Consider the following 25,581-nt stretch of genomic DNA (forward strand, 5'->3'; position numbering starts at 1 on the left):
AGGCTGTCTTACAAGCTGGGGGCGAGCAGTCTCAGGCTGCGCGTCATACTGGTCCGTCAGTCCCGTAGGACATTTCGTACAAGCTTAATCTGCTTTATCGCAGATTAGTAATCTGCGATTTGGCATCGCCCCCTCTGCTTTTCCGCAGCTAGTCGGGACAAATTCAGAGCGAAAGTCGTGCCATTTACCGATTTTGATAAAAAACCGATATGAATCAACAACTTGAATGTTGGTTAAGTTGGCGAAGGACAATGTGCGACGGTTGTTTGACTGAAGTGGCGCTTTCGCTGGAGTGCCGCGTCGGGAAGCCGACGCGGCACAAATGCGACGTACGGTATTACTGGGCGTTGAATGCCTGGCCGTTGATACCGGTGCTGTCCGGGCCCATCAGGTAGAGGTAGACCGGCATGATCTCCTCGGGGGTTGGGTTGTTCAGCGGATTTTCACCCGGATACGCCTGGGCGCGCATGCTGGTGCGGGTGGCCCCCGGGTTGATGCTGTTGGAGCGCACCGGAGCGACGGTGTCGACTTCGTCGGCCAGGGTTTGCATCAGGCCTTCGGTGGCGAATTTCGAGACCCCGTACGCACCCCAATACGCGCGACCCTTGCGGCCGACGCTGCTGGAAGTGAACACCACCGAGGCATCCTGGGACAGCTTGAGCAGGGGCAGCAGGGTGCTGGTCAGCATGAACATGGCGTTGACGTTGACCTGCATGACGCGCATGAAGTTTTCGCCGGACAGCTGTTCGATCGGGGTGCGGGGCCCGATGATCGACGCGTTGTGCAGCACGCCATCGAGGTGGCCGAATTCGCCCTCGATCATCGCGGCCAGCTCATCGTACTGATGGGGCAGGGCGGTTTCCAGGTTGAACGGGATCACCGCCGGTTGCGGATGGCCGGCGGCTTCGATCTCGTCGTAGACCTGGGTCAGGTTGGCTTCGGTCTTGCCCAGCAACAGGACGGTGGCGCCATGGGCGGCATAGGTTTTGGCGGCGGCGGCACCAATGCCACGACCGGCGCCGGTGACCAGGATGACCCGGTCCTTGAGCAGATCGGGGCGGGCGGAATAATCAAACATAAAAACCTCAACCAATCAGAATACGAGCGTCCGTTACGCGGTCCCTTGTAGGAGCTGGCTTGCCAGCGAAGGCGGCCAAAAGATCGATGCAAATTTCAGGGGCCTCTTCGCTGGCAAGCCAGCTCCTACAAAAAAACTTCAGCAGCCACAGAGGGCGCTATCGAGCACCTTGCGCAACTCCAGCGGATGATCGACCACCACATCCGCACCCCAATGCCGCGGATTGTCGTCCGGGTGGATATAACCGAACGTCACGGCGGCCGTCTTCGTGCCGGCATCGCGCCCCGATTCGATATCGCGCAGGTCATCGCCCACGAACAGCACGCTGGCCGGATCGAGGTCGAGCATCTTGCAGGCGAGGATCAGCGGCTCAGGGTCAGGCTTGCTGTTCTTCACGTGATCCGGGCAGATCAGCAGCGCCGAGCGGTCGGCCAGCCCCAGCTGCTGCATGATCGGCTCGGCGAAACGCAGCGGCTTGTTGGTGACCACGCCCCAGATCAGGTTGGCTTTCTCGATGTCGGCCAGCAGTTCGCCCATGCCGTCGAACAGCTTGCTGTGCACCGCGCAACCCACCAGGTAGCGCTCGAGGAACTCCAGGCGCAATGCCTCGAAGCCCGGCGACTCCGGGTCCATGGCGAAGGTCACAGCGACCATTGCCTTGGCACCGCCGGAGATTTCGTCGCGGATGTGCTTGTCGTTGATCGGTGGCAAACCCCGGTCGGCACGCATCGCCTGGCAAATCGCAATGAAGTCCGGCGCGGTGTCGAGCAGGGTGCCGTCCATGTCGAAAAGAACTGCTCTGATACGCATCGGCTTACTCCTCGCGCAGGGTCTGGATCATGTAGTTGACGTCTACGTCGGACGCCAGTTTGTAATGCTTGGTCAGCGGGTTATAGGTCAGGCCGATGATGTCCTTGACGGTCAGGCCGGCCATGCGGCTCCAGGCACCGAGCTCGGAAGGGCGGATGAATTTCTTGAAGTCGTGGGTGCCGCGCGGCAACAGCTTCATGATGTATTCGGCGCCGACGATGGCGAACAGGTACGCCTTGGGGTTGCGGTTGATGGTGGAAAAGAACACCTGGCCGCCCGGCTTGACCATACGGAAACAGGCGCGGATCACCGAGGACGGGTCCGGTACGTGCTCGAGCATTTCCAGGCAGGTGACCACGTCGAACTGCTCCGGCATCTCCTCGGCCAGGGCTTCGGCGGTGATCTGCCGGTATTCGACGTTCACGCCCGATTCCAGCTGATGCAGTTGAGCGACCGCCAGTGGCGCTTCGCCCATGTCGATGCCGGTCACGGTCGCGCCGCGCTGGGCCATGGCTTCACTGAGGATGCCGCCGCCGCAACCGACGTCGAGGACTTTCTTGCCGGCCAGGCTGACGCGTTCGTCAATCCAGTTGACCCGCAGCGGGTTGATGTCGTGCAGCGGTTTGAATTCGCTCTCGCGGTCCCACCAGCGATGGGCCAGGGCTTCGAATTTGGCGATTTCGGCGTAGTCGACGTTGCTCATGGTTTAAGTCCTCTAAAACTTGAAAAATCCTGTAGCCCCGGGGTTGAGTCCGGGGGACTTACGATTCTTTGCGGCCGCTGATGCGCTGGCCCCAAGCCTTGGCGGTGGCGACGAGTTGCTGTTCGTCCATCCGTGTCAGGCGGCGGTCGTCGAGCAGTTGCTTGCCCGCGACCCAAAGGTGTTTCACGCAATCGCGGCCGGATGCATATATAAGCTGCGAAACCGGGTCGTAGACTGGCTGCTGGGCCAGGCTCGAGAGGTCGAAGGCGACGATGTCGGCGGCCTTGCCGACTTCCAGCGAGCCGACCTCGGCTTCGATCCCCAGTGCGCGGGCACCGTTGAGGGTGGCCATGCGCAGGGCGCTGTGGGCGCTGAGAGCCGTGGCCGAGCCCGCGACGGCCTTGGCCAGCAGGGCGGCGGTGCGGGTTTCGCCCAGCAGGTCCAGGTCATTGTTGCTGGCGGCGCCGTCGGTGCCGATGGCGACGTTGACTCCGGCCTGCCACAAGCGCTCCACCGGGCAGAAACCGCTGGCCAGCTTCAGGTTCGACTCGGGGCAGTGAATGACATGGGTGTTGCTTTCTACCAGCAACGCCAGGTCTTCCTCGCTGATCTGGGTCATGTGAACCGCCTGGAAGCGCGGCCCCAGCAAGCCCAGGCGCGCCAGGCGGGCCAGTGGGCGTTCACCGCGCTGTTCGAGCGCTTGCTGCACTTCGAAGGCGGTTTCATGCACGTGCATGTGGATCGACGCGTCCAGTTCTTCGGCGATCACCCGGACTTTTTCCAGGTTTTCATCGCCCACGGTGTAGGGTGCATGGGGGCCGAAGGTGATTTTGATGCGTTCGTGATGCTTGAGGTCGCCAAACAGCTCGACGCCCTGGCGGATCGCCTCGTCCGCGGTGCTGGCGCCCGGGATCGGGAAGTCGAGGATCGGAATGGCGATTTGTCCGCGGATGCCGCTGTTATGTACGCGCTCGCTGGCAACCTTCGGGAAGAAATACATGTCAGAGAAACAGGTGATGCCACCCTTGAGTTGCTCGGCGATGGCCAGGTCCGTGCCGTCGCGGACGAAATCCTCGTCGACCCACTTGGCTTCGGCCGGCCAGATATGGTTTTCCAGCCAGGTCATCAGCGGCAGATCGTCGGCCAGGCCACGGAACAGGGTCATTGCCGCATGCCCGTGGGCGTTGATCAGGCCGGGGCTGAGCAGGATGTCCGGCAATTCGCGCACTTCGGTTGCGTTAAGCTGCAGGGCAGCGCTGCGTGGGCCGATGAAGGCGATGCGCCCGTCGCGGATGCCCAGGGCATGATCCTTGAGCACGACGCCAGCGGGTTCGACGGGTACCAGCCAGGTCGGCAGCAACAACAGATCGAGCGCAGGGGCAGTGTTCGGCATCGAGGATCGGTTCCAGTGCTTTTGTAAAGGATGGCGAAGTATACCCGAGCGTCTTCGTCGGGGGATCGCTATAATCGGCGGCTTTTGTTTCTGACTGCGGGGTGTTTGATGCGCGATCGACTGTTGGCTGCTGAGAAGGTGAAGGCCATCGATTGGCGTGATGGCACCCTGTACCTGCTGGATCAGCGAGTTTTGCCGTTCGAGGAAACCTGGATCGCCTGCACCAGCGCGGCGGCAGTGGCCGAAGCCATTCGCTCGATGGTAGTGCGCGGCGCGCCGGCCATTGGCATCAGTTCCGCCTATGGCGTTGTGCTGGCAGCGCGCGCCCGGTTTGCCGAGGGCGGCCACTGGCAGGCGGCGCTGGAGGAAGATTTTGCGCTGCTCGCCGATTCCCGTCCGACCGCGGTCAACCTGTTCTGGGCCCTTGGGCGCATGCGCGAACGTCTGGATCGCCTGAAAAAACACGCAGATCCGCTGTCCGTGCTGGAAGCCGAGGCCCTGGCCATTCATGAAAGCGACCGCGAAGCCAACCTGACCATGGCGCAACTGGGCGTCGACCTGATCCGCAAGCACCAGGGCAACGCCCAGGCGATCATGACCCATTGCAACACCGGCGCACTGGCCACCGGTGGGTTCGGCACGGCGCTGGGGGTCATTCGCGGTGCCTTTATCGAGGGCATGGTCGAGCGCGTGTATGCCAGCGAAACCCGTCCATGGTTGCAAGGCTCCCGACTGACGGCCTGGGAGCTGGCCAACGAAGGCATTCCGGTGACCCTGCATGCCGACTCCGCCGCGGCGCATATCATGAAGATAAAGGGCGTCACCTGGGTCGTCGTCGGCGCAGATCGAATCACCGCCAATGGCGACGTGGCCAACAAGATCGGCACCTATCAGATGGCGGTCAATGCCATGCACCACGGGGTGCGTTTCATGGTGGTGGCGCCGAGTTCGACCATCGACATGAACCTGGCCAGTGGCGACGACATCGTGCTCGAGGAGCGCGATGGGCGCGAGCTGCTGGAGGTAGGTGGCCAGCGGCTCGGCGCCGATGTCGATGCGTTCAACCCGGTGTTCGACGTAACCCCGGCGGACCTGATCGATGCGATCGTCACCGAAAAAGGCATCGTCGAGCGGCCGGATACGGCGAAAATGACCCAGTTGATGTGCCGCAAGCGCCTCCATTGATTGCCGTGGCGTTTGAAAGGACGCCATCGCCAGCAGGCTGGCTCCCACAGGGTTTGTGATCGACACAGATCCCTGTAGGAGCGGGCTTGCCCGCGAAGAGGCCCTGAAAGACAGTAAATGAGCCTGAATCAACCCCCCAATTCAGCATTCAACTCGGCTCTAAGCCTCTCTGATCCCCTTCAAGCCTGTCATCGGTCAACTAACTATGCTCCATGCGCATCAGGGGGATAGGTGCGTGGCGGCTCTTGTGATAACATCCGGCGGTTTCCAAGGTTGTCCTGCGGGGCGACCTTTACTGCGCAGATCCATGGCATAACTCGTTGATTTGTCGTAAGTCGGTGCACGGCACTCAGCCTGCAGCGGCGAGCTTCGTTCGTCCCATATGGATGTGACGAAGTTTCACCAGAAAAAGGAATCAGGCTTCTCATGGGCGAACTGGCCAAAGAAATCCTCCCGGTCAATATCGAAGACGAGCTGAAGCAGTCCTATCTCGACTACGCGATGAGCGTAATTGTCGGGCGGGCACTGCCGGATGCGCGCGATGGCTTGAAGCCCGTGCACCGGCGCGTGCTGTTCGCGATGAGCGAGCTGGGCAACGACTTCAACAAGCCGTACAAGAAATCTGCCCGTGTTGTCGGTGACGTGATCGGTAAGTATCACCCGCACGGTGATACCGCGGTGTACGACACCATCGTTCGGATGGCGCAGCCATTCTCCCTGCGCTACCTGCTGGTAGACGGCCAGGGCAACTTCGGTTCGGTGGACGGCGACAACGCCGCGGCCATGCGATACACCGAAGTGCGCATGACCAAGCTGGCGCACGAGCTGCTGGCCGACCTGCATAAGGAAACCGTGGACTGGGTGCCGAACTACGACGGCACCGAAATGATCCCGGCGGTCATGCCGACCCGTATTCCCAACCTGCTGGTCAACGGCTCCAGCGGTATCGCCGTGGGCATGGCGACCAACATTCCGCCGCACAACCTCGGTGAAGTCATCGACGGTTGCCTGGCGCTCATCGACAACCCCGAGTTGACCGTCGACGAGCTGATGCAATACATCCCGGGTCCGGACTTCCCGACCGCCGCGATCATCAACGGTCGCGCCGGCATCATCGAAGCCTACCGCACCGGTCGCGGCCGCATCTACATGCGCGCCCGCTCGATGATCGAAGACATCGACAAGGTTGGTGGCCGCCAGCAGATCGTCATCACCGAACTGCCTTACCAGCTGAACAAGGCTCGCCTGATCGAGAAGATCGCCGAGCTGGTAAAAGAGAAGAAGCTCGAAGGCATCACCGAGCTGCGCGACGAGTCCGACAAGGACGGCATGCGCGTCGTGATCGAACTGCGTCGTGGCGAAGTGCCTGAGGTGATCCTCAACAACCTCTACGCCCAGACCCAGCTGCAAGCGGTATTCGGCATCAACATCGTTGCGCTGATCGACGGCCGTCCACGCATCCTGAACCTCAAGGACCTGCTGGAAGCCTTCGTTCGTCACCGTCGCGAAGTCGTTACCCGCCGTACCGTGTTCGAACTGCGCAAGGCGCGCGAACGTGGTCACATCCTGGAAGGTCAAGCGGTTGCCCTGTCGAACATCGACCCGGTCATCGCCCTGATCAAGGCCTCGCCAACCCCGTCGGAAGCCAAGGAAGCGCTGGTCAGCACCCCTTGGGAGTCCTCCGCCGTTGTGGCGATGGTGGAACGTGCCGGCGCCGATTCGTGCCGTCCGGAAAACCTCGATCCGCAATACGGCCTGCGCGACGGCAAGTACTTCCTGTCGCCAGAGCAGGCGCAAGCCATCCTGGAACTGCGTCTGCACCGCCTGACCGGCCTGGAACACGAAAAACTGCTGGCCGAGTATCAAGAGATCCTCAACCAGATCGGCGAGCTGATCCGCATCCTCAACAGCGCCACGCGCCTGATGGAAGTGATCCGCGAAGAGCTGGAAGTGATCCGCGCCGAATACGGCGACGTGCGTCGCACCGAGATCCTCGATGCCCGTCTCGACCTGACCCTGGGCGACATGATCCCGGAAGAAGATCGCGTCGTGACCATTTCCCACGGTGGCTACGCCAAGACCCAGCCATTGGCTGCGTACCAGGCCCAGCGTCGTGGCGGTAAAGGCAAGTCGGCCACCGGCGTCAAGGATGAGGACTACATCGCTCACCTGTTGGTGGCCAACAGCCACACCACGCTGCTGCTGTTCTCCAGCAAGGGCAAGGTGTACTGGCTGAAAACCTACGAAATCCCGGAAGCTTCCCGCGCCGCCCGTGGTCGTCCGCTGGTCAACCTGCTGCCGCTGGATGACGGTGAATACATCACCACCATGCTGCCGGTCGAGGAATACACCGAAGGTCACTTCATCTTCATGGCCACCGCCAACGGCACCGTGAAGAAGACCCCGCTGGAATCCTTTAGCCGTCAGCGTAGCGTCGGCCTGATCGCGCTGGAGCTGGACGAAGGCGACGTGCTGATCTCCGCGGCCATCACCGATGGCGAACGCGAAGTCATGCTGTTCTCCGACGGCGGCAAGGTGACGCGCTTCAAGGAATCCGACGTTCGCGCCATGGGCCGTACCGCCCGCGGTGTACGCGGCATGCGCCTGCCGGAAGGGCAGAAGCTGATTTCCATGCTGATCCCGGAAGAAGGCAGCCAGATCCTCACCGCTTCGGCGCGTGGTTACGGCAAGCGCACTGCGATCACCGAGTTCCCTGAGTACAAGCGTGGCGGCCAGGGCGTGATCGCCATGGTCAGCAACGATCGTAACGGCCGTCTGGTCGGTGCGGTCCAGGTGCTCGATGGCGAGGAGATCATGCTGATTTCCGACCAGGGCACCCTGGTACGTACCCGTGTCGACGAAGTGTCCAGCCTGGGTCGTAACACCCAAGGCGTGACCCTGATCAAGCTGGCCAGCGATGAAACGCTGGTCGGTCTGGAGCGGGTCCAGGAGCCGTCGGAAGTCGAGGGTGAAGAGCTGGAAGGTGAAGAAGGTGCCGGGTTCGAGGGCAATGTCGTGATCGACGACATCGTCGAGGACCAGCAACTCGACGCCGCCGCTGACGAAGAACCACAGGAATAAGCGGGTAAGCAGGGGGCGGATGAAAATTCGCCCCCTTGTTGTTTGTCCTGTATGAAAAAAATCGACACCCACGACGATCAAATGTGGGAGCGGGCTTGCTCGCGAAGACGGACTGACATCCAATAAAGATGTCGCCAGTCCAATCGCTTTCGCGAGCAAGCCCGCTCCCACATTAGATTGGTGTCGGCTGATGATTTATTGCGTGATACCACCAAATCAGAGCGAGATTGGATGTGAGCAAGAGAGCCTATAACTTCTGTGCCGGTCCTGCGGCGCTTCCCGAAGCTGTCCTGCAGCGCGCCCAGGGTGAACTCCTCGACTGGCACGGCAAGGGTCTGTCGGTCATGGAAATGAGCCATCGCAGCGATGAGTTCGTGTCCATCGCCACCAAGGCCGAGCAGGATCTGCGTGATCTGCTGAATATCCCCTCGAACTATAAAGTGCTGTTCCTGCAAGGTGGCGCCAGCCAGCAATTTGCCCAGATTCCCCTGAACCTGCTGCCGGAAAATGGCTCCGCGGACTATATCGACACCGGTATCTGGTCGCAGAAAGCCATCGAAGAAGCGTCGCGCTTCGGCCACGTCAATGTTGCCGCCACCGCCAAGCCGTACGATTACTTCGCCATTCCTGGCCAGAACGAATGGAAGCTGTCGAAAGACGCGGCCTACGTGCACTACGCACCGAACGAAACCATCGGCGGCCTGGAATTCCAGTGGATTCCCGAGACCGGTGACGTTCCGTTGGTCGCTGACATGTCCTCGGACATCCTTTCGCGTCCGGTGGATGTCTCGCGCTTCGGCATGATCTACGCCGGCGCCCAGAAGAACATCGGCCCGAGCGGCATCGTGGTCAACATCGTGCGTGAAGACCTGCTGGGTCGCGCCCGTTCCCAGTGCCCGACCATGCTCGACTACAAGGTCGCGGCCGACAACGGTTCGATGTACAACACCCCGCCGACCCTGGCCTGGTACCTCTCCGGCCTGGTGTTCGAGTGGCTCAAGGAGCAGGGCGGTGTCGAAGCCATCGGCAAGCTCAATGACGTCAAGCAGCGCACGCTGTACGACTTCATCGATGCCAGCGGCCTCTACAGCAACCCGATCAACAAGTCGGACCGCTCGTGGATGAACGTGCCGTTCCGCCTGGCCGATGACCGTCTGGACAAGCCGTTCCTGGCCGGTGCCGACGAGCGTGGCCTGCTGAACCTCAAGGGTCACCGTTCCGTGGGTGGCATGCGCGCCTCCATCTATAACGCCGTCGACATCAACGCGGTCAACGCGCTGGTGGCGTACATGGCAGAGTTCGAGAAGGAACACGGCTAATGTCTGAGCAAGAACTCAAGGCACTGCGCGTTCGCATTGATGCTCTGGACACTAAAGTCCTGGAGCTGATCAGTGAGCGTGCGCGTTGCGCCCAGGAAGTCGCGCGAGTAAAGATGGCCTCGCTGGCCGAAGGCGAAGTGCCGGTGTTCTATCGTCCCGAGCGCGAAGCTCAAGTGCTCAAGCGTGTCATGGAGCGCAACCAGGGGCCGCTGGGCAACGAAGAGATGGCGCGGCTGTTCCGCGAAATCATGTCCTCGTGCCTGGCCCTCGAGCAGCCGCTGAAAGTGGCGTACCTCGGTCCTGAAGGCACCTTCACCCAGGCTGCGGCCATGAAGCACTTCGGCCACGCCGTGATCAGCAAGCCGATGGCGGCCATCGACGAAGTGTTCCGCGAAGTGGCGGCCGGTGCGGTGAACTTTGGCGTGGTCCCGGTGGAAAACTCCACCGAAGGCGCGGTCAACCACACCCTCGACAGCTTCCTCGAGCACGACATGGTGATCTGTGGCGAAGTCGAGCTGCGGATCCACCATCACCTGTTGGTCGGTGAAAACACCAAGACCGACAGCATCAGCCGCATCTACTCCCACGCCCAGTCCCTGGCCCAGTGCCGCAAGTGGCTGGACGCCCATTACCCGAATGTCGAGCGCGTGGCGGTGTCCAGCAACGCCGAAGCGGCCAAGCGGGTCAAGGGTGAGTGGAACTCTGCAGCGATTGCCGGCGACATGGCGGCCGGCCTCTACGGGCTGACCCGCCTGGCCGAGAAAATCGAGGACCGCCCGGACAACTCCACGCGCTTCCTCATGATCGGTAACCAGGAAGTGCCGCCGACCGGCGACGACAAGACCTCGATCATCGTATCGATGAGCAACAAGCCGGGCGCGCTGCACGAATTGCTGGTGCCGTTCCACGACAACGGCATCGACCTGACGCGAATCGAGACCCGTCCGTCGCGCAGCGGTAAATGGACCTACGTGTTCTTCATCGATTTCGTCGGCCACCACCGCGATCCGCTGGTAAAAGGTGTGCTGGAAAAGATCAGCCAGGAAGCAGTAGCACTCAAAGTGCTGGGTTCCTACCCGAAAGCAGTTCTCTAAGGGGCGGTAGCAAATGAGTGGCAATTTCCTCGCTCTGGCACAGCCGGGCGTGCAACAACTTTCGCCATACGTTCCGGGCAAACCCGTGGACGAACTGGCGCGTGAGCTGGATCTCGATCCGGCCAGCATCGTCAAGCTGGCCAGCAACGAAAACCCGCTGGGCGCGAGTCCCAAGGCCCTGGCGGCCATCCGTGAAGAGTTGGCTGAGCTGACTCGTTATCCGGACGGTAACGGCTTCGCGCTCAAGACCCTGCTGGCCGAGCAGTGCCGTGTCGAACTGAACCAGGTGACGCTGGGCAATGGCTCCAACGACATCCTTGAGTTGGTCGCTCGCGCCTACCTGGCGCCAGGCCTCAACGCGGTGTTCAGCGAACATGCGTTTGCGGTCTACCCGATCGTGACCCAGGCCGTCGGCGCCCAGGCCAAAGTGATTCCGGCCAAGGATTGGGGTCATGACCTGCCGGCGATGCTGGCGGCCATCGACGCCAATACCCGCGTAGTGTTCATCGCCAACCCGAACAACCCGACCGGGACCTGGTTCGATACCGAGGCGCTGGACGAATTCCTCCAGGACGTGCCGGAGCACGTACTGGTGGTGCTGGACGAGGCCTACATCGAATACGCCGAAGGCAGCGACCTGCCGGACGGCCTGGACTTCCTCGCGGCTTACCCGAACCTGCTGGTGTCGCGCACATTCTCCAAGGCCTACGGCCTGGCGGCGTTGCGCGTAGGTTATGGCTTGTCTACCGCCGTGGTCGCCGATGTGCTGAACCGCGTGCGCCAGCCGTTCAACGTCAACAGCCTGGCCTTGGCCGCTGCCTGCGCTGCGCTGCAGGACGGCGAATACCTGGCTGAAAGCCGTCGTTTGAATGAGTCCGGCATGCAGCAACTGGAAACGGGATTCCGCGAGCTGGGGCTGGGCTGGATTCCATCCAAAGGCAACTTCATCTGCGTTGACCTCGGTCAGGTGGCGGCCCCGGTGTTCCAGGGGCTGCTGCGCGAAGGCGTGATCGTGCGTCCGGTAGCCAACTACGGCATGCCGAACCACTTGCGCATCACCATTGGCCTGCCGGCGGAAAACAGCCGTTTCCTCGAGGCGCTGGCCAAGGTTCTGGCCCGTGGTTGATGTCACTGCACTGCAATGTGCAGAGCCCATGATCGGACGCCTGGTGGTGGTTGGTCTGGGGTTGATCGGCGGTTCGTTTGCCAAGGGTTTGCGCGAAAGTGGCCTGTGCCGCGAAGTGGTCGGGGTCGATCTCGACCCGCAGTCGCGCAAACTCGCGGTTGAGCTGGGTGTGGTGGATCGCTGCGAAGATGACCTGGCGGTTGCTTGCCAGGGCGCCGACGTGATCCAGTTGGCCGTGCCGATCCTTGCCATGGAAAAAATGCTCGGCCGTCTGGCGGGCATGGATCTGGGGCAAGCGATCCTGACTGACGTCGGCAGCGCCAAGGGCAATGTCGTGCGCGCGGCGAGCGAGGCCTTCGGCGGCATGCCGGCGCGTTTCGTGCCGGGCCACCCGATCGCCGGTTCCGAGCAGAGCGGGGTGGAAGCCTCGAATGCCGAACTGTTCCGTCGCCATAAAGTGATCCTGACACCGCTGGAGCAGACCGATCCGCAGGCCCTGGCCGTGGTCGATCGTCTGTGGCGCGAGTTGGGCGCCGATGTCGAGCACATGCAGGTCGAACGCCACGACGAAGTGTTGGCGGCCACCAGTCATCTGCCGCACTTGCTGGCATTCGGCCTGGTCGACTCGCTGGCCAAGCGCAATGAAAACCTTGAGATCTTCCGTTACGCTGCGGGCGGTTTCCGCGATTTCACAAGAATCGCCGGAAGCGACCCGGTCATGTGGCATGACATCTTCCTCGCCAACCGCGAAGCTGTCCTGCGCACACTCGATACATTTCGCAGCGACCTCGACGCCTTGCGCGACGCGGTCGATGCAGGGGATGGGCACCAATTATTGGGCGTTTTCACTCGCGCCCGGGTTGCCCGCGAGCATTTCAGTAAAATCCTGGCCCGTCGGGCCTATGTGGACGCTATGAATTCCAACGATCTGATTTTCCTGGCTCAACCTGGTGGCCGCCTGTCCGGTCGGATTCGCGTACCAGGTGACAAGTCGATTTCCCACCGTTCGATCATGCTGGGCTCCCTGGCCGAAGGCGTGACTGAAGTCGAAGGCTTCCTCGAGGGCGAAGACGCCCTGGCGACCCTGCAGGCGTTCCGCGACATGGGCGTGGTCATCGAAGGCCCGCACCATGGTCGTGTGACCATTCACGGTGTCGGCCTGCATGGCCTCAAGCCAGCACCGGGACCGATCTACCTGGGCAACTCCGGTACCTCGATGCGCCTGTTGTCCGGCCTGCTGGCGGCACAGGACTTCGACAGCACCCTGACCGGCGACGCTTCGCTGTCCAAGCGCCCGATGAATCGCGTGGCCAACCCGCTGCGTGAAATGGGCGCCGTAATCGAGACCGCCGCTGAAGGCCGTCCGCCGATGACCATTCGTGGTGGGAACAAGCTCAAGGGCCTGACCTACACCATGCCAATGGCCAGTGCCCAGGTTAAATCCTGCCTGCTGCTGGCGGGTCTGTACGCCGAAGGCAAGACCACCGTCACCGAGCCTGCACCGACTCGCGACCACACCGAGCGCATGCTGCGCGGCTTCGGCTACCCGGTCAGCGTCAACGGTGCCACCGCTTCGGTCGAGTCCGGCCACAAGCTGACCGCGACCCACATTGAAGTGCCGGGCGACATCTCGTCGTCGGCGTTCTTCCTGGTGGCCGCGTCGATCGCCGAGGGTTCGGAGCTGGTACTGGAGCACGTCGGCATCAACCCTACCCGCACCGGCGTGATCGACATCCTGCGCCTGATGGGCGCCGACATTACCCTGGAAAACCAGCGTGAAGTCGGCGGCGAGCCAGTGGCGGACCTGCGCGTGCGAGCAGCTAAACTCAAGGGTATCGAGATTCCCGAGGCGCTGGTTCCATTGGCGATCGACGAATTCCCGGTGCTGTTCGTCGCTGCCGCCTGCGCCAAAGGGCGCACCGTGCTGCGCGGCGCCGAAGAGCTGCGGGTCAAGGAGTCGGACCGGATCCAGGTCATGGCCGATGGCTTGCTGGCGCTGGGCGTCAAGTGTGAACCGACCCCGGATGGCATCATCATCGATGGCGGTTCGATCGGTGGTGGTGAAGTCCATGGTCACGGCGACCACCGGATTGCCATGGCCTTCAGCGTTGCCTCGCTGCGCGCCACGGCGCCGATCCGCATCCACGACTGCGCCAACGTGGCGACCTCGTTCCCCAACTTCCTGGCGCTGTGCGCGCAGGTCGGTATCCGCGTTGCGCAAGAGGCCCAGTCGTGAAGAGCATTGCACCGGTCATCACCATCGATGGGCCAAGCGGCTCGGGCAAAGGCACCATAGCCGGGATCCTGGCCAGGCGCCTGGGCTGGAACCTGCTGGATTCCGGTGCGCTGTACCGCCTGCTGGCATTCGCTGCGCATAACCACGGCGTCGACCTGACCAATGAAGAGTTGCTGAAAAAACTCGCCGCTCATCTGGATGTGCAATTCATCGCGGCGACCGAAGGTCAGCTGCAGCGCATCATCCTGGAAGGCGACGAAGTCAGTGATGTGATCCGTACCGAAAGCGTCGGCTCGGGGGCCTCCCAGGTGGCTGCATTGCCCGCGGTGCGCGAGGCGCTGCTGCAGCGCCAGCGCGCTTTCCAGGAAGCGCCGGGCCTGGTGGCCGATGGTCGCGACATGGGTACCGTGGTATTTCCAGATGCGCCGCTGAAGATTTTCCTGACCGCCAGCGCCGAGGAAAGGGCGCGCCGTCGATATTTGCAGTTGAAGGGCAAAGTCGAGGGTGTTAGTCTGTCGAGTCTGCTAGATGAGATACGTGCACGCGATGAGCGTGACACCCAGCGAGCGGTAGCCCCGCTCAAGCCGGCGGCTGACGCCATACAGCTGGATTCCACGGAATTGTCCATCGACCAGGTGCTGGAACGCATCATGAGCGAGATCGCCATTCGCGATATCGCCGGGTGACCAAGAAGGCCGCAGGGGACCAGTCATAGTCCTGGGGCGCTTCTTCTAAATGAAACTAACCCACACCGTCTGGGGTGTGGAGATGGGCGTATTCTTCGCCCTCATCAACAGGAATTAAAATGAGCGAAAGCTTTGCGGAACTCTTTGAAGAAAGCCTAAAAACCCTGAACCTTCAGGCAGGCTCCATCATCACCGGTGTTATCGTTGATATCGATTACCAAGCTCGCTGGGTAACCGTTCACGCTGGCCTGAAGTCTGAAGCACTCATCCCGCTTGAGCAGTTCTACAACGACGCTGGCGACCTGACTATCAACGTCGGTGACGAAGTTCACGTTGCGCTGGACTCGGTAGAAGACGGCTTTGGCGAAACCAAGCTGTCCCGTGAAAAAGCCAAGCGCGCTGAATGCTGGATTGTTCTGGAAGCTGCCTTCGCAGCCGAAGAAGTGGTCAAGGGCGTTATCAACGGTAAGGTTAAAGGCGGCTTCACTGTCGACGTTAACGGCATCCGTGCGTTCCTGCCAGGTTCTCTGGTTGACGTCCGTCCAGTGCGCGACACCACGCACCTGGAAGGCAAAGAGCTGGAATTCAAGGTCATCAAGCTGGACCAGAAGCGCAACAACGTTGTCGTTTCCCGTCGTAGCGTCCTGGAAGCCGAGAACTCCGCCGAGCGCGAAGCTCTGCTGGAATCCCTGCAGGAAGGCCAACAAGTCAAAGGTATCGTCAAGAACCTCACCGATTACGGCGCATTCGTCGATCTGGGTGGCGTCGATGGCCTGCTGCACATTACCGACATGGCTTGGAAGCGTATCAAGCATCCTTCCGAAATCGTCAACGTTGGCGACGAGATCGATGTCAAGGTTCTGAAGTACGATCGCGAGCGCAATCGTGTTTCCCTGGGCCTGAAGCAACTGGGCGAAGATCCATGGGTTGCTATCAAAGCCCGTTACCCAGAAAGCACTCGCGTTACCGCTCGTGTAACCAACCTGACCGACTACGGCTGCTTCGCTGAGCTGGAAGAAGGCGTTGAAGGTCTGGTACACGTTTCCGAAATGGACTGGACCAACAAGAACATCCACCCTTCGAAAGTCGTACAAGTCGGCGACGAAGTGGAAGTTATGGTTCTGGACATCGACGAAGAGCGTCGTCGTATCTCCCTGGGCATCAAGCAGTGCAAATCTAACCCATGGGAAGATTTCTCTGGCCAGTTCAACAAGGGCGATAAAATCTCCGGCACCATCAAGTCGATCACCGATTTCGGTATCTTCATTGGTCTGGACGGCGGCATCGACGGCCTGGTTCACCTGTCCGACATCTCCTGGAACGAAGTTGGCGAAGAAGCTGTTCGTCGTTTCAAGAAGGGCGACGAGCTGGACACCGTTATCCTGTCGGTTGACCCAGAGCGCGAGCGCATCTCCCTGGGCATCAAGCAACTGGAAAGCGATCCGTTCTCCGAGTACGTTCAAGAGAACGACAAAGGCGCAATCGTTAAGGGTATCGTGAAAGAAGTTGACGCTAAAGGCGCCATCATCACCCTGGCCGACGATATCGAAGCGACTCTGAAAGCCTCCGAAATCAGCCGTGACCGCGTTGAAGACGCGCGCAACGTTCTGAAAGAAGGCGAAGAAGTAGAAGCCAAGATCATCAGCGTTGACCGCAAGAGCCGCGTAATCCAGCTCTCGATCAAGTCGAAAGACGTTGAAGAAGAGAAAGAAGCGATCCAGAGCCTGCGCGACAAGCCGCAAGCTGGTTCGGATGCTCCAGTAGCCACCACTCTGGGTGACCTGCTGCGTGCACAAATGGAAAAACAGAACTAAGTTCTGACTTTCTGTAAAAAAGGGCGACTTCGGTCGCCCTTTTTTGTGCCTGCAATTTGGCTCACGCCCTGTAGGAGCTGCCGCAGGCTGCGATCTTTTCGGGTAAACCCGAAACATTACCTCACCAAAACTGTCTGTTTCTTTAGCAGGATCAATCGCTTATTTGCAGCTAGTCTTAGCTTGGGGTAAACGACGGTCAGGCGCTGTGCCTGGCATAAGGATGTGAATGAAAACGCTCGTAGTCGTCATAGCGGTGCTGGCATTGGCAGGGTGTGCCACCAGTGCGAAAACGCATGCCGTGCGTGGGGTCAGTGGTATCGAGATCGATTGCTCGGGGCTGGGATCGAACTGGGAAAGGTGTCAGAAGCGCGCAGCCAAGGAATGCAAAGGTGCAGGCTATACAGTCGTGGCTAGGTCCGATGATGCAAAGGAAGAAGAGGAAGAATTTCTCTTCGGCTTCAATCCCGCGGGTTTTGTTACGCGGACGATGCTGGTTATCTGCAAATGAGTGGAAGGGCAGGGCGTTGCACCGCCCGAGGCAGAAACACAGGGTGCAGGATGGGGGCTGTTCAAATTTGTCAGGGCATGCTAAAACCTTTGAAGCGCTGATCTAGCTGCTTGAAAAAGAAGGGAAAATTATGACGAAGTCGGAGTTGATCGAACGAATTGTCACCCATCAAGGGCTGCTCTCATCCAAGGATGTGGAGCTGGCCATCAAGACCATGCTTGAGCAAATGTCCCAATGCCTGGCCACCGGCGATCGTATCGAGATCCGTGGTTTTGGCAGCTTCTCCCTGCACTATCGTGCGCCTCGTGTAGGGCGCAATCCGAAGACCGGTCAGTCTGTAAGTCTTGATGGGAAGTTCGTCCCGCATTTCAAGCCGGGTAAAGAGCTGAGGGATCGGGTGAATGAGGACGAAGAAAATGAGTTTTGATTGCTGACGAGAGGCTTAGATGAATAGCGTCAAGCGAGCAACAATGTTTGCGGTGTTAATTTTGTTCACTGCGCTGGTGGTTGTTTTTATTCTAGAAAATAACCAACCAGCATCGTTGGTTTTCTTCGGCTGGTCTGCGCCACAATTACCGATCGCAGCCTACGTTATTATAGCGTTGCTATTAGGTTGGTGCGCAGGGCCGCTTTTAATTTTGGGAATACGTTCAAAGGTGAGCAGGCGAAGGTCGCATCCAGAATAACGGTCTCTGGCCTAGTGCTGATAGCTATGCTGGCCCCGAATGTACACCGACGACTCTGTCACCAATCTGCCGTTCTATGAACTGTGTGGTGAAATGAGGTGTTGGCTAAATTAGTAAAGTGTGATTCAAGGATTATATGAATAAGGGCGGGGGGCGGCATATGCAAAGAGCTAATACAGCCAACAGTGGTATTTATGAAGTTGATCTGGTGCAGTTATTCAAAGTGGTTTGGTTGCAAAAGTGGCTGGTCGCTATTGTTACTCTTGTGTTTACGCTCGCTGCCGCAGCTTATGCGTTTTCACTTACGGCAGTATATGAAGCAAAGTCTTACATCGCACCGCCTACCAATGATGATATCTCTGAATTGAATAGTGGGCGAACTGAAGATCTTTCCCTAAAGAAATTTACTGTCGACGAAGTTTTTAAGATTTTTCTAGCGGAGCTTCAGTCTCAGGAAATGCGCCAGTCTTTTTTTCAGAATGTATATCTCCCGAGCTTGGCTGAGGGTGCAGATCGAAAAGCGGATCGTACGTACAGTGGGTTCTCCCAAAGCGTGATTGTTGCCCCTGCTGATAAAGAAGGGGTGGGGCGTTGGTCAGTCTCAATTCAGGGTGGGGATCCTTCGAGCATTACCAATTTGACGAGTCTTTATGTTGAAGAGGCGGCGCGCCGCGCAGATCGAGAGGTGATGAGCCGTGTCCATAAAGAGCTGGGCGTTTTGTCTCTTGATCTGCAAACAAAAATAGGATTACTTCGAGAATTGGGAGAAAGGGAGCGGCAAGATACTATAACTCGTTTGAAAGAATCCATATTTATAGCTAAAGCAATTGGATTGGAGAATCCATTAGTGTTTACCGGTACAGGTGCGGCAAGACTGCTGAATCAAGTGGCCGATATTCGTTCTTACATGCGTGGTAGAAAGGTGCTTGAGTCAGAGCTCAAAGTAGCAGAGGAACGAAAGTCAAACGACCCATTTATACCTGGTCTAAGGAATCTCCAAGCTAAACTTGAATCATATCAAACTTTAATGAGTGCTAAGCCGGAGGTGTGGGTGTTTGATAAAGATTCTCTAATCCAGCAACAAGCAGTGCCTGTCAAGTCTAGGAGAATGTTTATTATCCTCGTTGGTATTATCCTGGGTGGGATGACAGGTCTTGTGATCGTCTTGATTAGAAGTCTTAAGCTGAGTTCCAGGCCTGTTGCCGACTAAGGCGGTATAAGCCTTCTTCGCTATTGCTTGGTCGGACTGTTGAATGAGATATTTGCTGCGTACTGCTGTGTTACTGCCCGGAACTGATTCAATGATAATTCATGGTGCCTGCAATAATTTCTCGTAAAAGTCAACCTTATCCGCAGGTGTCGGCGAATTTTGTATTGGTCAGAGCTATAGGATTGCACGGAATATTTAGTGTTGGGGGATAACGACGGTCCACTGGTCGTATGACTCTCCGTCCAAGGCCTATACAGCGTCTGTTCATAATAAAATCTGACTGGGCGAGACCAAGATTCTCCTGCCATTAAAGGGAGGCTCCGCACAGGTGGTTGCTTTGAGCAATGCAAAGATCCTTTCTCCTAGCTAGAATGTGATGCTTGGACGCCTCTGAGACGCCAAGATGAGCAGATTAAGCCGTGCATAGGTAGAGTCAGCATTTGGAAACGTATATGAGAATTCACAATGGGGAAGGGGAGCTGAGGTCACATCTGCATCTCGGATGCCACGTTGTGGCGCCTCGTTTTTCAAATGAGCGGCAGGTTAGCGCGAAAAATATTCAAGCACGAAGTCGAGCACGTTTTCCTTTCAGTGATTTCCCCCTGAACGGTAGGCGCTTGGTATGGGGCTTAAACCAGCAGATTAATTTTCTTAACCAATCAGCGGCGACCCATTTAAGCTATTCATTAGTAGCGGTAGGATCCCAGCTGAGCCGCGTGCCCGTGGTGTACTGTTTGCAATCCGTTGTTACAACAAACCTATTGAATAAGGTCTTCATAGCCGGCGTTGGACACTCCTTTTCACGCTTAGCCTGCGCCAGGGATTTGAGCAAAGCCTAAACAAAATTAACCAATAATTGCTCACTAGGTGAGCCGGAGCCAGATTGATGTCGCAACAAATGAAGGACAGCATTGCAAAATTTAAGAATAAGGACGCCCTAATAGGCATTGTCGGTCTCGGTTACGTCGGCTTGCCGTTAATGCTCCGTTACAATGCTATCGGGTTTCGTGTTTTAGGTATCGATATCGACGAAAGTAAGGTTTTAAAGCTTAACGCAGGCCAAAGTTATATCGAGCATATCCCGGGTGAGAAGATTAAACACGCACGTAGCTCCGGATTTGAAGCCACCACAGAGTTTGCTCGTGCATCAGAGTGTGACGCATTAATTCTGTGCGTGCCTACTCCCCTGAATAAATACCGCGAACCGGATATGAGTTTTGTGATCAATACCACAGACGCTCTGAAGCCTTATCTGCGAGTTGGACAAGTCGTATCGTTGGAAAGCACTACCTATCCGGGCACGACACAGGAAGAGCTGCTACCTCGGGTCCAAGAAGGTGGTCTGATCGTTGGGGAAAATATTTTCTTGGTTTATTCGCCGGAGCGTGAAGACCCTGGTAATCCGGACTTTGAAACTCGGACAATTCCAAAAATTATTGGAGGGGACACCTCTGCTTGTCTCGAAGTTGGCACTGCACTTTATGAACAAGCCATCGATGAAGTTGTTCCGGTCAGTTCCACGAAAGCGGCCGAAATGACTAAATTGCTTGAAAATATACATCGTGCGGTCAACATCGGTTTGGTTAACGAGATGAAAATCGTGGCTGATCGCATGGGCATAGACATTTTCGAAGTTGTGGATGCGGCTGCGACTAAGCCTTTTGGCTTTACTGCCTATTATCCGGGGCCTGGACTGGGTGGTCACTGCATACCAATCGATCCGTTTTACCTGACCTGGAAGGCTCGCGAGTATGGTCTCCATACCAGATTTATCGAACTATCAGGTGAAGTGAACCAAGCAATGCCTGAATATGTATTGGGCAAATTGATGGACGGACTCAATGATACCGGTAAAGCTGTAAAAGGAAGCAACATACTAGTTTTGGGTATTGCGTATAAGAAGAACGTGGATGATATGCGCGAATCTCCATCGGTGGAAATAATGGAATTGATTGAAGCCAAGGGCGGTTTAATCGCTTATAGCGATCCTCATGTACCTGTGTTCCCGAAAATGAGAGAGCATAAGTTCGATCTATGCAGCGTGGAATTGACAGCCGAAAGCATATCGGGATTTGATGCTGTAGTTGTTGCCACTGATCACGACAAATTTGACTACGAACTTATCAAAAAACATGCTCATTTAATCGTTGATAGTCGTGGCAAATACCGTTTGCCGGCGGCACATATTATCAAGGCATAATTTTTTTTGATTGATTTTTTGAATCAGGCTAGAGGCTCAGTAGCCTCATGAGAGGTACAATGAAAAACTTTGCTTTGATCGGTGCGGCTGGATATATCGCTCCACGACACATGCGTGCAATAAAAGATACCGGTAATTTGCTGGTTTCTGCTTATGATATAAATGATTCCGTTGGTATCATCGATAGTATTTCTCCACAAAGTGTGTTTTTTACTCAGTTTGAGCGATTCATAGAGTATGCTCACCAACTGAAACGTGATCCATCAACCGCGCTGGATTACATCGCTGTATGTTCACCGAACTATCTGCATCACTCTCATATCGCCGCAGGGCTAAGGCTTGGTTGCGATGTGATTTGTGAAAAGCCACTTGTTCCAACATCCGCAATTCTTAATGAGCTAGCACTTGTAGAAAAAGAGACCGGTAAGCGAGTCTACAATATTTTGCAATTGCGTCATCATCACGCCATATTAAATCTTAGGGACAAAGTCTCGAAGGAAAATCGGGCCAATAAATATGATGTCGAGCTTACATATATCACCTCCCGCGGGAATTGGTATATGGAAAGCTGGAAAGGTGATCCGCGTAAGTCTTTTGGACTGGCGACGAATATAGGTGTGCACTTTTACGACATGCTGCATTTTATTTTCGGTAAATTGCAAAGAAATGTTGTTCACTTCGCTTCCGAACACAAAGCATCTGGCTTTTTAGAATATGAAAACGCACGTGTTCGATGGTTCCTGTCGATCGATGCATCTGACTTGCCTGAGTCTGTGAAGGGGAAGAAACCCACCTACAGATCGATTACAGTGGATGGCGAGGAAATGGAGTTCTCTGAAGGGTTCACTGATTTACATACTACCAGTTATGAAGAGATATTAGCTGGAAGAGGCTACGGTATAGAAGATGCCAGGCACTGTGTAGAGACAGTTGAGGTGATTCGTTCATCGCAAGTCGTGACGGCAGTTGATGGAGAGGGGCACCCGAACCTAGCTCGTTTGCTAAAGTAATGCTTAAATGGATGGCCGTCTAGGCCATCCTTTATATCGGAGTAGAGAGTTGAGTTTTCCGTGAATATCAGCGAATCAGAAAATAGTATTTGCAGTCTTCGTCAGAAGGCTGCTCTTATGCGTACCGATGGCTTTCGCTTGGACGTTCAGGGCTTGAGAGCTATTGCGGTATTGACTGTGATTGCTTTTCATGCAAGCAATAATTTTCTTTCGCGGCGTTGGTCCATCATTATAAGAACGTAGAGTTCTTTGATCTTTTTCATAGCGATTTTATAATACGCACCTTTTCGCGATGGAGAGTTGATTTACCAAGATAGTCATCACCTAAATGAGATCGGATCACGCAGTTTTGGACTGTTTGTGTCTGCTACACTCAAAGTACTTTTGTCAAATTCCACGCTCAACTAATCGGGTGTCTAACATGTCCTATTATCAGCATCCATCTTCGATAATTGATCCAGGAGCTCAGATTGGAGAATCATCTAGGATCTGGCATTTTGTCCATGTCTGCAGCGGTGCTCGCATCGGGAGGGGCGTCTCCCTGGGGCAGAACGTTTTTGTTGGGAATAAAGTTGTAATAGGCGATAATTGTAAGATTCAGAATAATGTCTCTGTCTACGATAACGTTATCTTGGAGGAGGGCGTTTTTTGTGGGCCTAGCATGGTCTTTACTAATGTCTATAACCCGCGTTCTCTGGTTGAGCGTAAAAGTGAGTATCAAGACACGTTGGTAAAAAAGGGCGCGACGCTCGGTGCCAATTGCACTATCGTTTGCGGAGTGACGATTGGAGAGTTTGCGTTTGTTGGTGCTGGCGCAGTCATCAACAAAAATGTTCCGAGTTACGCTTTGATGGTTGGCGTGCCTGCTCGCCAAATAGGTTGGATGAGCGAATATGGTGAGCAACTTGGGCTTCCTTTGACAGGAGCTGGAGAAGCGATTTGCATCCATACCGGAGCGCGCTATGTACTAACAAATGGACTAATTACCAAGCTGGAAAAAACGTCATGATAGAATTTATTGATTTAAAAAAACAGCAAGAGGTTATCAAAGGGCAAATAGATGCCGCGATTGCCAAAGTACTTGCTCATGGCCAATATATTCTTGGGCCGGAGGTTGCCGAGCTTGAGGAAAAGCTGGCAACGTTCGTTGGGGCTAAATACTGCGTGACATGTGCAAATGGTACAGACGCACTGCAAATCGTGCAAATGGCATTAGGAATTGGTCCTGGTGACGAGGTGATTACACCTGGTTTCACTTACATCGCAACCGCAGAAACCGTTGCTCTGCTAGGTGCAAAACCGGTGTACGTCGATGTCGATCCGCATACATATAACCTAGACCCCGAAAAACTGGAAGCGGCTATAACGTCTAAAACAAAGGCAATTATACCAGTCTCGCTATATGGGCAATGTGCTGACTTCGATAAGATTAATGAAATTGCAGCACGACACCGGATACCCGTTATAGAGGACGCCGCCCAAAGTTTTGGTGCGACTTATAAGGGGAAACGCTCCTGCAACTTGACAGATGTATCATGTACCAGCTTCTTCCCTAGTAAGCCATTGGGTTGCTATGGAGATGGTGGTGCAATTTTTACTAATAACGAAGAGTTGGCAAACATAATTCGCCAAGTCTCGCGCCATGGCCAGAGTAAGCGGTACCATCACATTAGACTTGGTGTAAACAGCCGACTAGATACGTTGCAGGCGGCAATACTTCTAGCCAAATTTGAGATTTTTAATCGTGAAATAGAGTTGCGTAAAAGGATTGCGCGGAATTATGATGGTTTGCTTGCTGGTAGAGAATTTATAGTTACACCATTCATTAATGAACACTGTGAAAGCGTTTATGCGCAATATACTGTTCTGGTTCAAAATCGTAGCGACCTGCAATCTAAGCTCTCGGCTTTGGGAGTTCCGACAGTGGTACATTATCCAATTCCGTTAAATAAGCAGCCCGCTGTTTCTGACGGCGTTGTAAAGCTTCCTATAGGCGATCATATCGCTGAATGTGTGCTTAGTCTTCCCATGCATCCGTATTTGGATGACAAAACACAACAAGAAATTGTCGATAAGCTGGTGTCGTGTGTCGGTGACCGTTGAGATGTCCACTGCAAAAAAATTTGCAAAAAATCTAGCGGTATTGATGACTGGGACAACTATTGCTCAAGCAATTCCAGTTCTAATTAGTCCACTACTTACCAGAATCTATACTCCTGAAGATTTTGGGGTGTTTGCTCTTTACTTGGCAGTGGCCTCAATTATTGCAGTGGTGGTCACCGGTCGCTACGAAATGGCGATTATAATTCCAAAAAAACATAGCACCGCTTTGCATATAGCAGTTCTTTCTATCTCCCTGGCTGGAATTGCTTGTCTGTGTATGTTTTTACTGATCGTTCTATTTAAAACATATTTTGATAGGTTGTTAGGCTGGGGTGACGGCGCGCAGTGGCTGTATTGGCTCCCTGTAAGCGTTTTCTTCATGGCAACTTATCAAAGTCTCAATTATTTGTGCAATCGTGAGGGCCATTATAAACGGATGGCCATCAGCAGAATTTTTCAGAGTTCTGCGATGAGTGCCGTTCATATCGTGGGAGGGTATATCAAAGCGGGGGCGACAGGTTTAATTTCAGGGCAAATATTAGGCCAGTTTTTCGCCACCTGCGTTTTAGCCTATATGATGTTTGTCCGGAAACCAACGAAAACACTGCTCATCAGTAAGCAAAAAATCTTTGCATTAGCTCGGAGGTACTCCGATTTTCCGAAATACATGATACTCGCTCATGGATTTAATACTGCCTCTGCACAATCACCGATTATCTTCTTGAGCGCATATTTCGGAAGTGGGTCGGCAGGGTTCTATATACTGATCCAACGTGTCATCGGAGCGCCGATGGCCATTATAGCCAGCGCGATAGCAGACGTCTTTAGGCAAGAGGCTAGTCACGAGTACGCTAGAAGCGGAAGCTGTCGTTTGATCTTTACGAAAGCTTTTGTCAGGCTTCTATTCATCTCGATAGTTCCATTTATTATTTTTTTCTTTCTGGCTCCAACAATCTTTGTAGTGTTCTTCGGTGAAAGCTGGCGGGAGGCCGGTAACTACGCGCAGTTGTTGACCCCGATGTTTTTTCTGCAGTTCATAGCTAGTCCTTTAAGTGCAATGTATATGATTGCACAAAAGCAGAAATTTTACCTAATTTGGCAGTTTGTGCTTTTTGGTTTGATCGTCGTGGCGTTCACTGTAGGTGCTTATGCCGACGATATTGAGGTTTTCCTGCTTCTAGTCAGTGCCTTTCACAGCTTTATGTATGCGGCTAGTGGCGTTGTGTCATATAAGTTGGCTTGCGGTGAATGGAAGTGATTTTAGCGCTTGTGTATTTTAATCAAAAATCAAATCAGTGTGTCGCTGGTTTTTTTCATATTTTATTTTTTCATCTAAAAT

At 55.7% G+C, this 25,581-nt stretch carries 21 protein-coding genes; 17 read left to right on the top strand and 4 right to left on the bottom strand.

Going from position 1 to position 25,581, the window contains the following annotated elements; all coding sequences use genetic code 11:
* Positions 1–337 precede the first annotated feature (337 nt).
* The 4 genes from NPS56_RS12905 to NPS56_RS12920 all read right to left on the bottom strand — a co-directional run bounded on the left by NPS56_RS12905 (position 338) and on the right by NPS56_RS12920 (position 3,984).
* Positions 338–1,078 carry a YciK family oxidoreductase gene (locus tag NPS56_RS12905; protein WP_274074937.1) on the bottom strand — a complete coding sequence of 247 codons (741 nt, stop codon included), beginning with the start codon at positions 1,076–1,078 and terminating at the stop codon, positions 338–340.
* 138 nt (positions 1,079–1,216) lie between these two features.
* The gene (mupP, locus tag NPS56_RS12910; RefSeq protein ID WP_274074938.1) at positions 1,217–1,888 is read right to left on the bottom strand and encodes an N-acetylmuramic acid 6-phosphate phosphatase MupP; all 672 of its coding nucleotides are present in this window, start codon (positions 1,886–1,888) and stop codon (positions 1,217–1,219) included.
* Positions 1,889–1,892: 4 nt separating this feature from the next.
* Entirely contained in the window at positions 1,893–2,591 is a 699-nt protein-coding gene (gene ubiG, locus NPS56_RS12915) for a bifunctional 2-polyprenyl-6-hydroxyphenol methylase/3-demethylubiquinol 3-O-methyltransferase UbiG (RefSeq protein ID WP_274074939.1), read from the bottom strand.
* 58 nt (positions 2,592–2,649) lie between these two features.
* On the bottom strand, positions 2,650–3,984 hold the full coding sequence (locus tag NPS56_RS12920) for a TRZ/ATZ family hydrolase (protein WP_274074940.1): 1,335 nt from the start codon (positions 3,982–3,984) through the stop codon (positions 2,650–2,652).
* Positions 3,985–4,092: 108 nt separating this feature from the next.
* Here NPS56_RS12920 and mtnA point away from each other — a divergent pair, with 108 nt between their 5' ends.
* The 17 genes from mtnA (at position 4,093) to NPS56_RS13005 (ending at position 25,500) form a co-directional block, all read left to right on the top strand.
* Positions 4,093–5,169 carry an S-methyl-5-thioribose-1-phosphate isomerase gene (mtnA, locus tag NPS56_RS12925; protein ID WP_274074941.1) on the top strand — a complete coding sequence of 359 codons (1,077 nt, stop codon included), beginning with the start codon at positions 4,093–4,095 and terminating at the stop codon, positions 5,167–5,169.
* A gap of 426 nt (positions 5,170–5,595) precedes the next feature.
* On the top strand, positions 5,596–8,250 hold the full coding sequence (gene gyrA / locus NPS56_RS12930; RefSeq protein ID WP_274074942.1) for a DNA gyrase subunit A: 2,655 nt from the start codon (positions 5,596–5,598) through the stop codon (positions 8,248–8,250).
* A gap of 233 nt (positions 8,251–8,483) precedes the next feature.
* Positions 8,484–9,569 carry a 3-phosphoserine/phosphohydroxythreonine transaminase gene (gene serC, locus NPS56_RS12935; RefSeq protein WP_274074943.1) on the top strand — a complete coding sequence of 362 codons (1,086 nt, stop codon included), beginning with the start codon at positions 8,484–8,486 and terminating at the stop codon, positions 9,567–9,569.
* Positions 9,569–10,663: a prephenate dehydratase gene (gene pheA, locus NPS56_RS12940; protein ID WP_027620100.1), complete on the top strand. Its 1,095-nt coding sequence runs from the start codon at positions 9,569–9,571 to the stop codon at positions 10,661–10,663. Before serC ends, pheA begins: the two co-directional genes overlap by 1 nt.
* Before the next feature lie 13 nt (positions 10,664–10,676).
* Positions 10,677–11,789, top strand: a complete 1,113-nt coding sequence (hisC, locus tag NPS56_RS12945) for a histidinol-phosphate transaminase (protein ID WP_274074944.1) — start codon at positions 10,677–10,679, stop codon at positions 11,787–11,789.
* Between the two features lie 28 nt (positions 11,790–11,817).
* Complete coding sequence (locus NPS56_RS12950) at positions 11,818–14,025, top strand: bifunctional prephenate dehydrogenase/3-phosphoshikimate 1-carboxyvinyltransferase (RefSeq protein ID WP_274074945.1); 2,208 nt, start codon at positions 11,818–11,820, stop codon at positions 14,023–14,025.
* The gene (cmk, locus tag NPS56_RS12955) at positions 14,022–14,711 is read left to right on the top strand and encodes a (d)CMP kinase (RefSeq protein ID WP_046819430.1); all 690 of its coding nucleotides are present in this window, start codon (positions 14,022–14,024) and stop codon (positions 14,709–14,711) included. Before NPS56_RS12950 ends, cmk begins: the two co-directional genes overlap by 4 nt.
* A gap of 119 nt (positions 14,712–14,830) precedes the next feature.
* The gene (rpsA, locus tag NPS56_RS12960) at positions 14,831–16,525 is read left to right on the top strand and encodes a 30S ribosomal protein S1 (protein WP_274074946.1); all 1,695 of its coding nucleotides are present in this window, start codon (positions 14,831–14,833) and stop codon (positions 16,523–16,525) included.
* A 226-nt stretch (positions 16,526–16,751) separates the two neighbouring features.
* The gene (locus NPS56_RS12965; RefSeq protein WP_274074947.1) at positions 16,752–17,033 is read left to right on the top strand and encodes a hypothetical protein; all 282 of its coding nucleotides are present in this window, start codon (positions 16,752–16,754) and stop codon (positions 17,031–17,033) included.
* 130 nt (positions 17,034–17,163) lie between these two features.
* Positions 17,164–17,460, top strand: a complete 297-nt coding sequence (ihfB, locus tag NPS56_RS12970; protein ID WP_274074948.1) for an integration host factor subunit beta — start codon at positions 17,164–17,166, stop codon at positions 17,458–17,460.
* A 19-nt stretch (positions 17,461–17,479) separates the two neighbouring features.
* Positions 17,480–17,719 (top strand): DUF1049 domain-containing protein, encoded by a 240-nt coding sequence (locus NPS56_RS12975; RefSeq protein WP_274074949.1) that lies wholly within the window; start codon positions 17,480–17,482, stop codon positions 17,717–17,719.
* A gap of 160 nt (positions 17,720–17,879) precedes the next feature.
* Positions 17,880–18,929 (top strand): LPS O-antigen chain length determinant protein WzzB, encoded by a 1,050-nt coding sequence (locus tag NPS56_RS12980; protein ID WP_274074950.1) that lies wholly within the window; start codon positions 17,880–17,882, stop codon positions 18,927–18,929.
* Positions 18,930–19,827: 898 nt separating this feature from the next.
* A complete protein-coding gene (gene wbpA, locus NPS56_RS12985; protein ID WP_274074992.1) occupies positions 19,828–21,129 on the top strand; it encodes a UDP-N-acetyl-D-glucosamine 6-dehydrogenase in 1,302 nt (433 codons plus the stop codon).
* Between the two features lie 59 nt (positions 21,130–21,188).
* Positions 21,189–22,139 carry a UDP-N-acetyl-2-amino-2-deoxy-D-glucuronate oxidase gene (wbpB, locus tag NPS56_RS12990; protein WP_274074951.1) on the top strand — a complete coding sequence of 317 codons (951 nt, stop codon included), beginning with the start codon at positions 21,189–21,191 and terminating at the stop codon, positions 22,137–22,139.
* Positions 22,140–22,560: 421 nt separating this feature from the next.
* A complete protein-coding gene (gene wbpD / locus NPS56_RS12995; protein WP_274074952.1) occupies positions 22,561–23,148 on the top strand; it encodes a UDP-2-acetamido-3-amino-2,3-dideoxy-D-glucuronate N-acetyltransferase in 588 nt (195 codons plus the stop codon).
* Complete coding sequence (locus NPS56_RS13000; RefSeq protein ID WP_274074953.1) at positions 23,145–24,242, top strand: DegT/DnrJ/EryC1/StrS family aminotransferase; 1,098 nt, start codon at positions 23,145–23,147, stop codon at positions 24,240–24,242. Before wbpD ends, NPS56_RS13000 begins: the two co-directional genes overlap by 4 nt.
* 1 nt (position 24,243) lies before the next feature.
* Positions 24,244–25,500 (top strand): lipopolysaccharide biosynthesis protein, encoded by a 1,257-nt coding sequence (locus NPS56_RS13005; protein WP_274074954.1) that lies wholly within the window; start codon positions 24,244–24,246, stop codon positions 25,498–25,500.
* The last annotated feature ends 81 nt before the right edge of the window (positions 25,501–25,581 follow it).

Origin of the sequence: Pseudomonas putida, from assembly GCF_028682635.1 — a bacterium.
In the GTDB taxonomy this organism is placed as follows: domain Bacteria; phylum Pseudomonadota; class Gammaproteobacteria; order Pseudomonadales; family Pseudomonadaceae; genus Aquipseudomonas; species Aquipseudomonas putida_AE.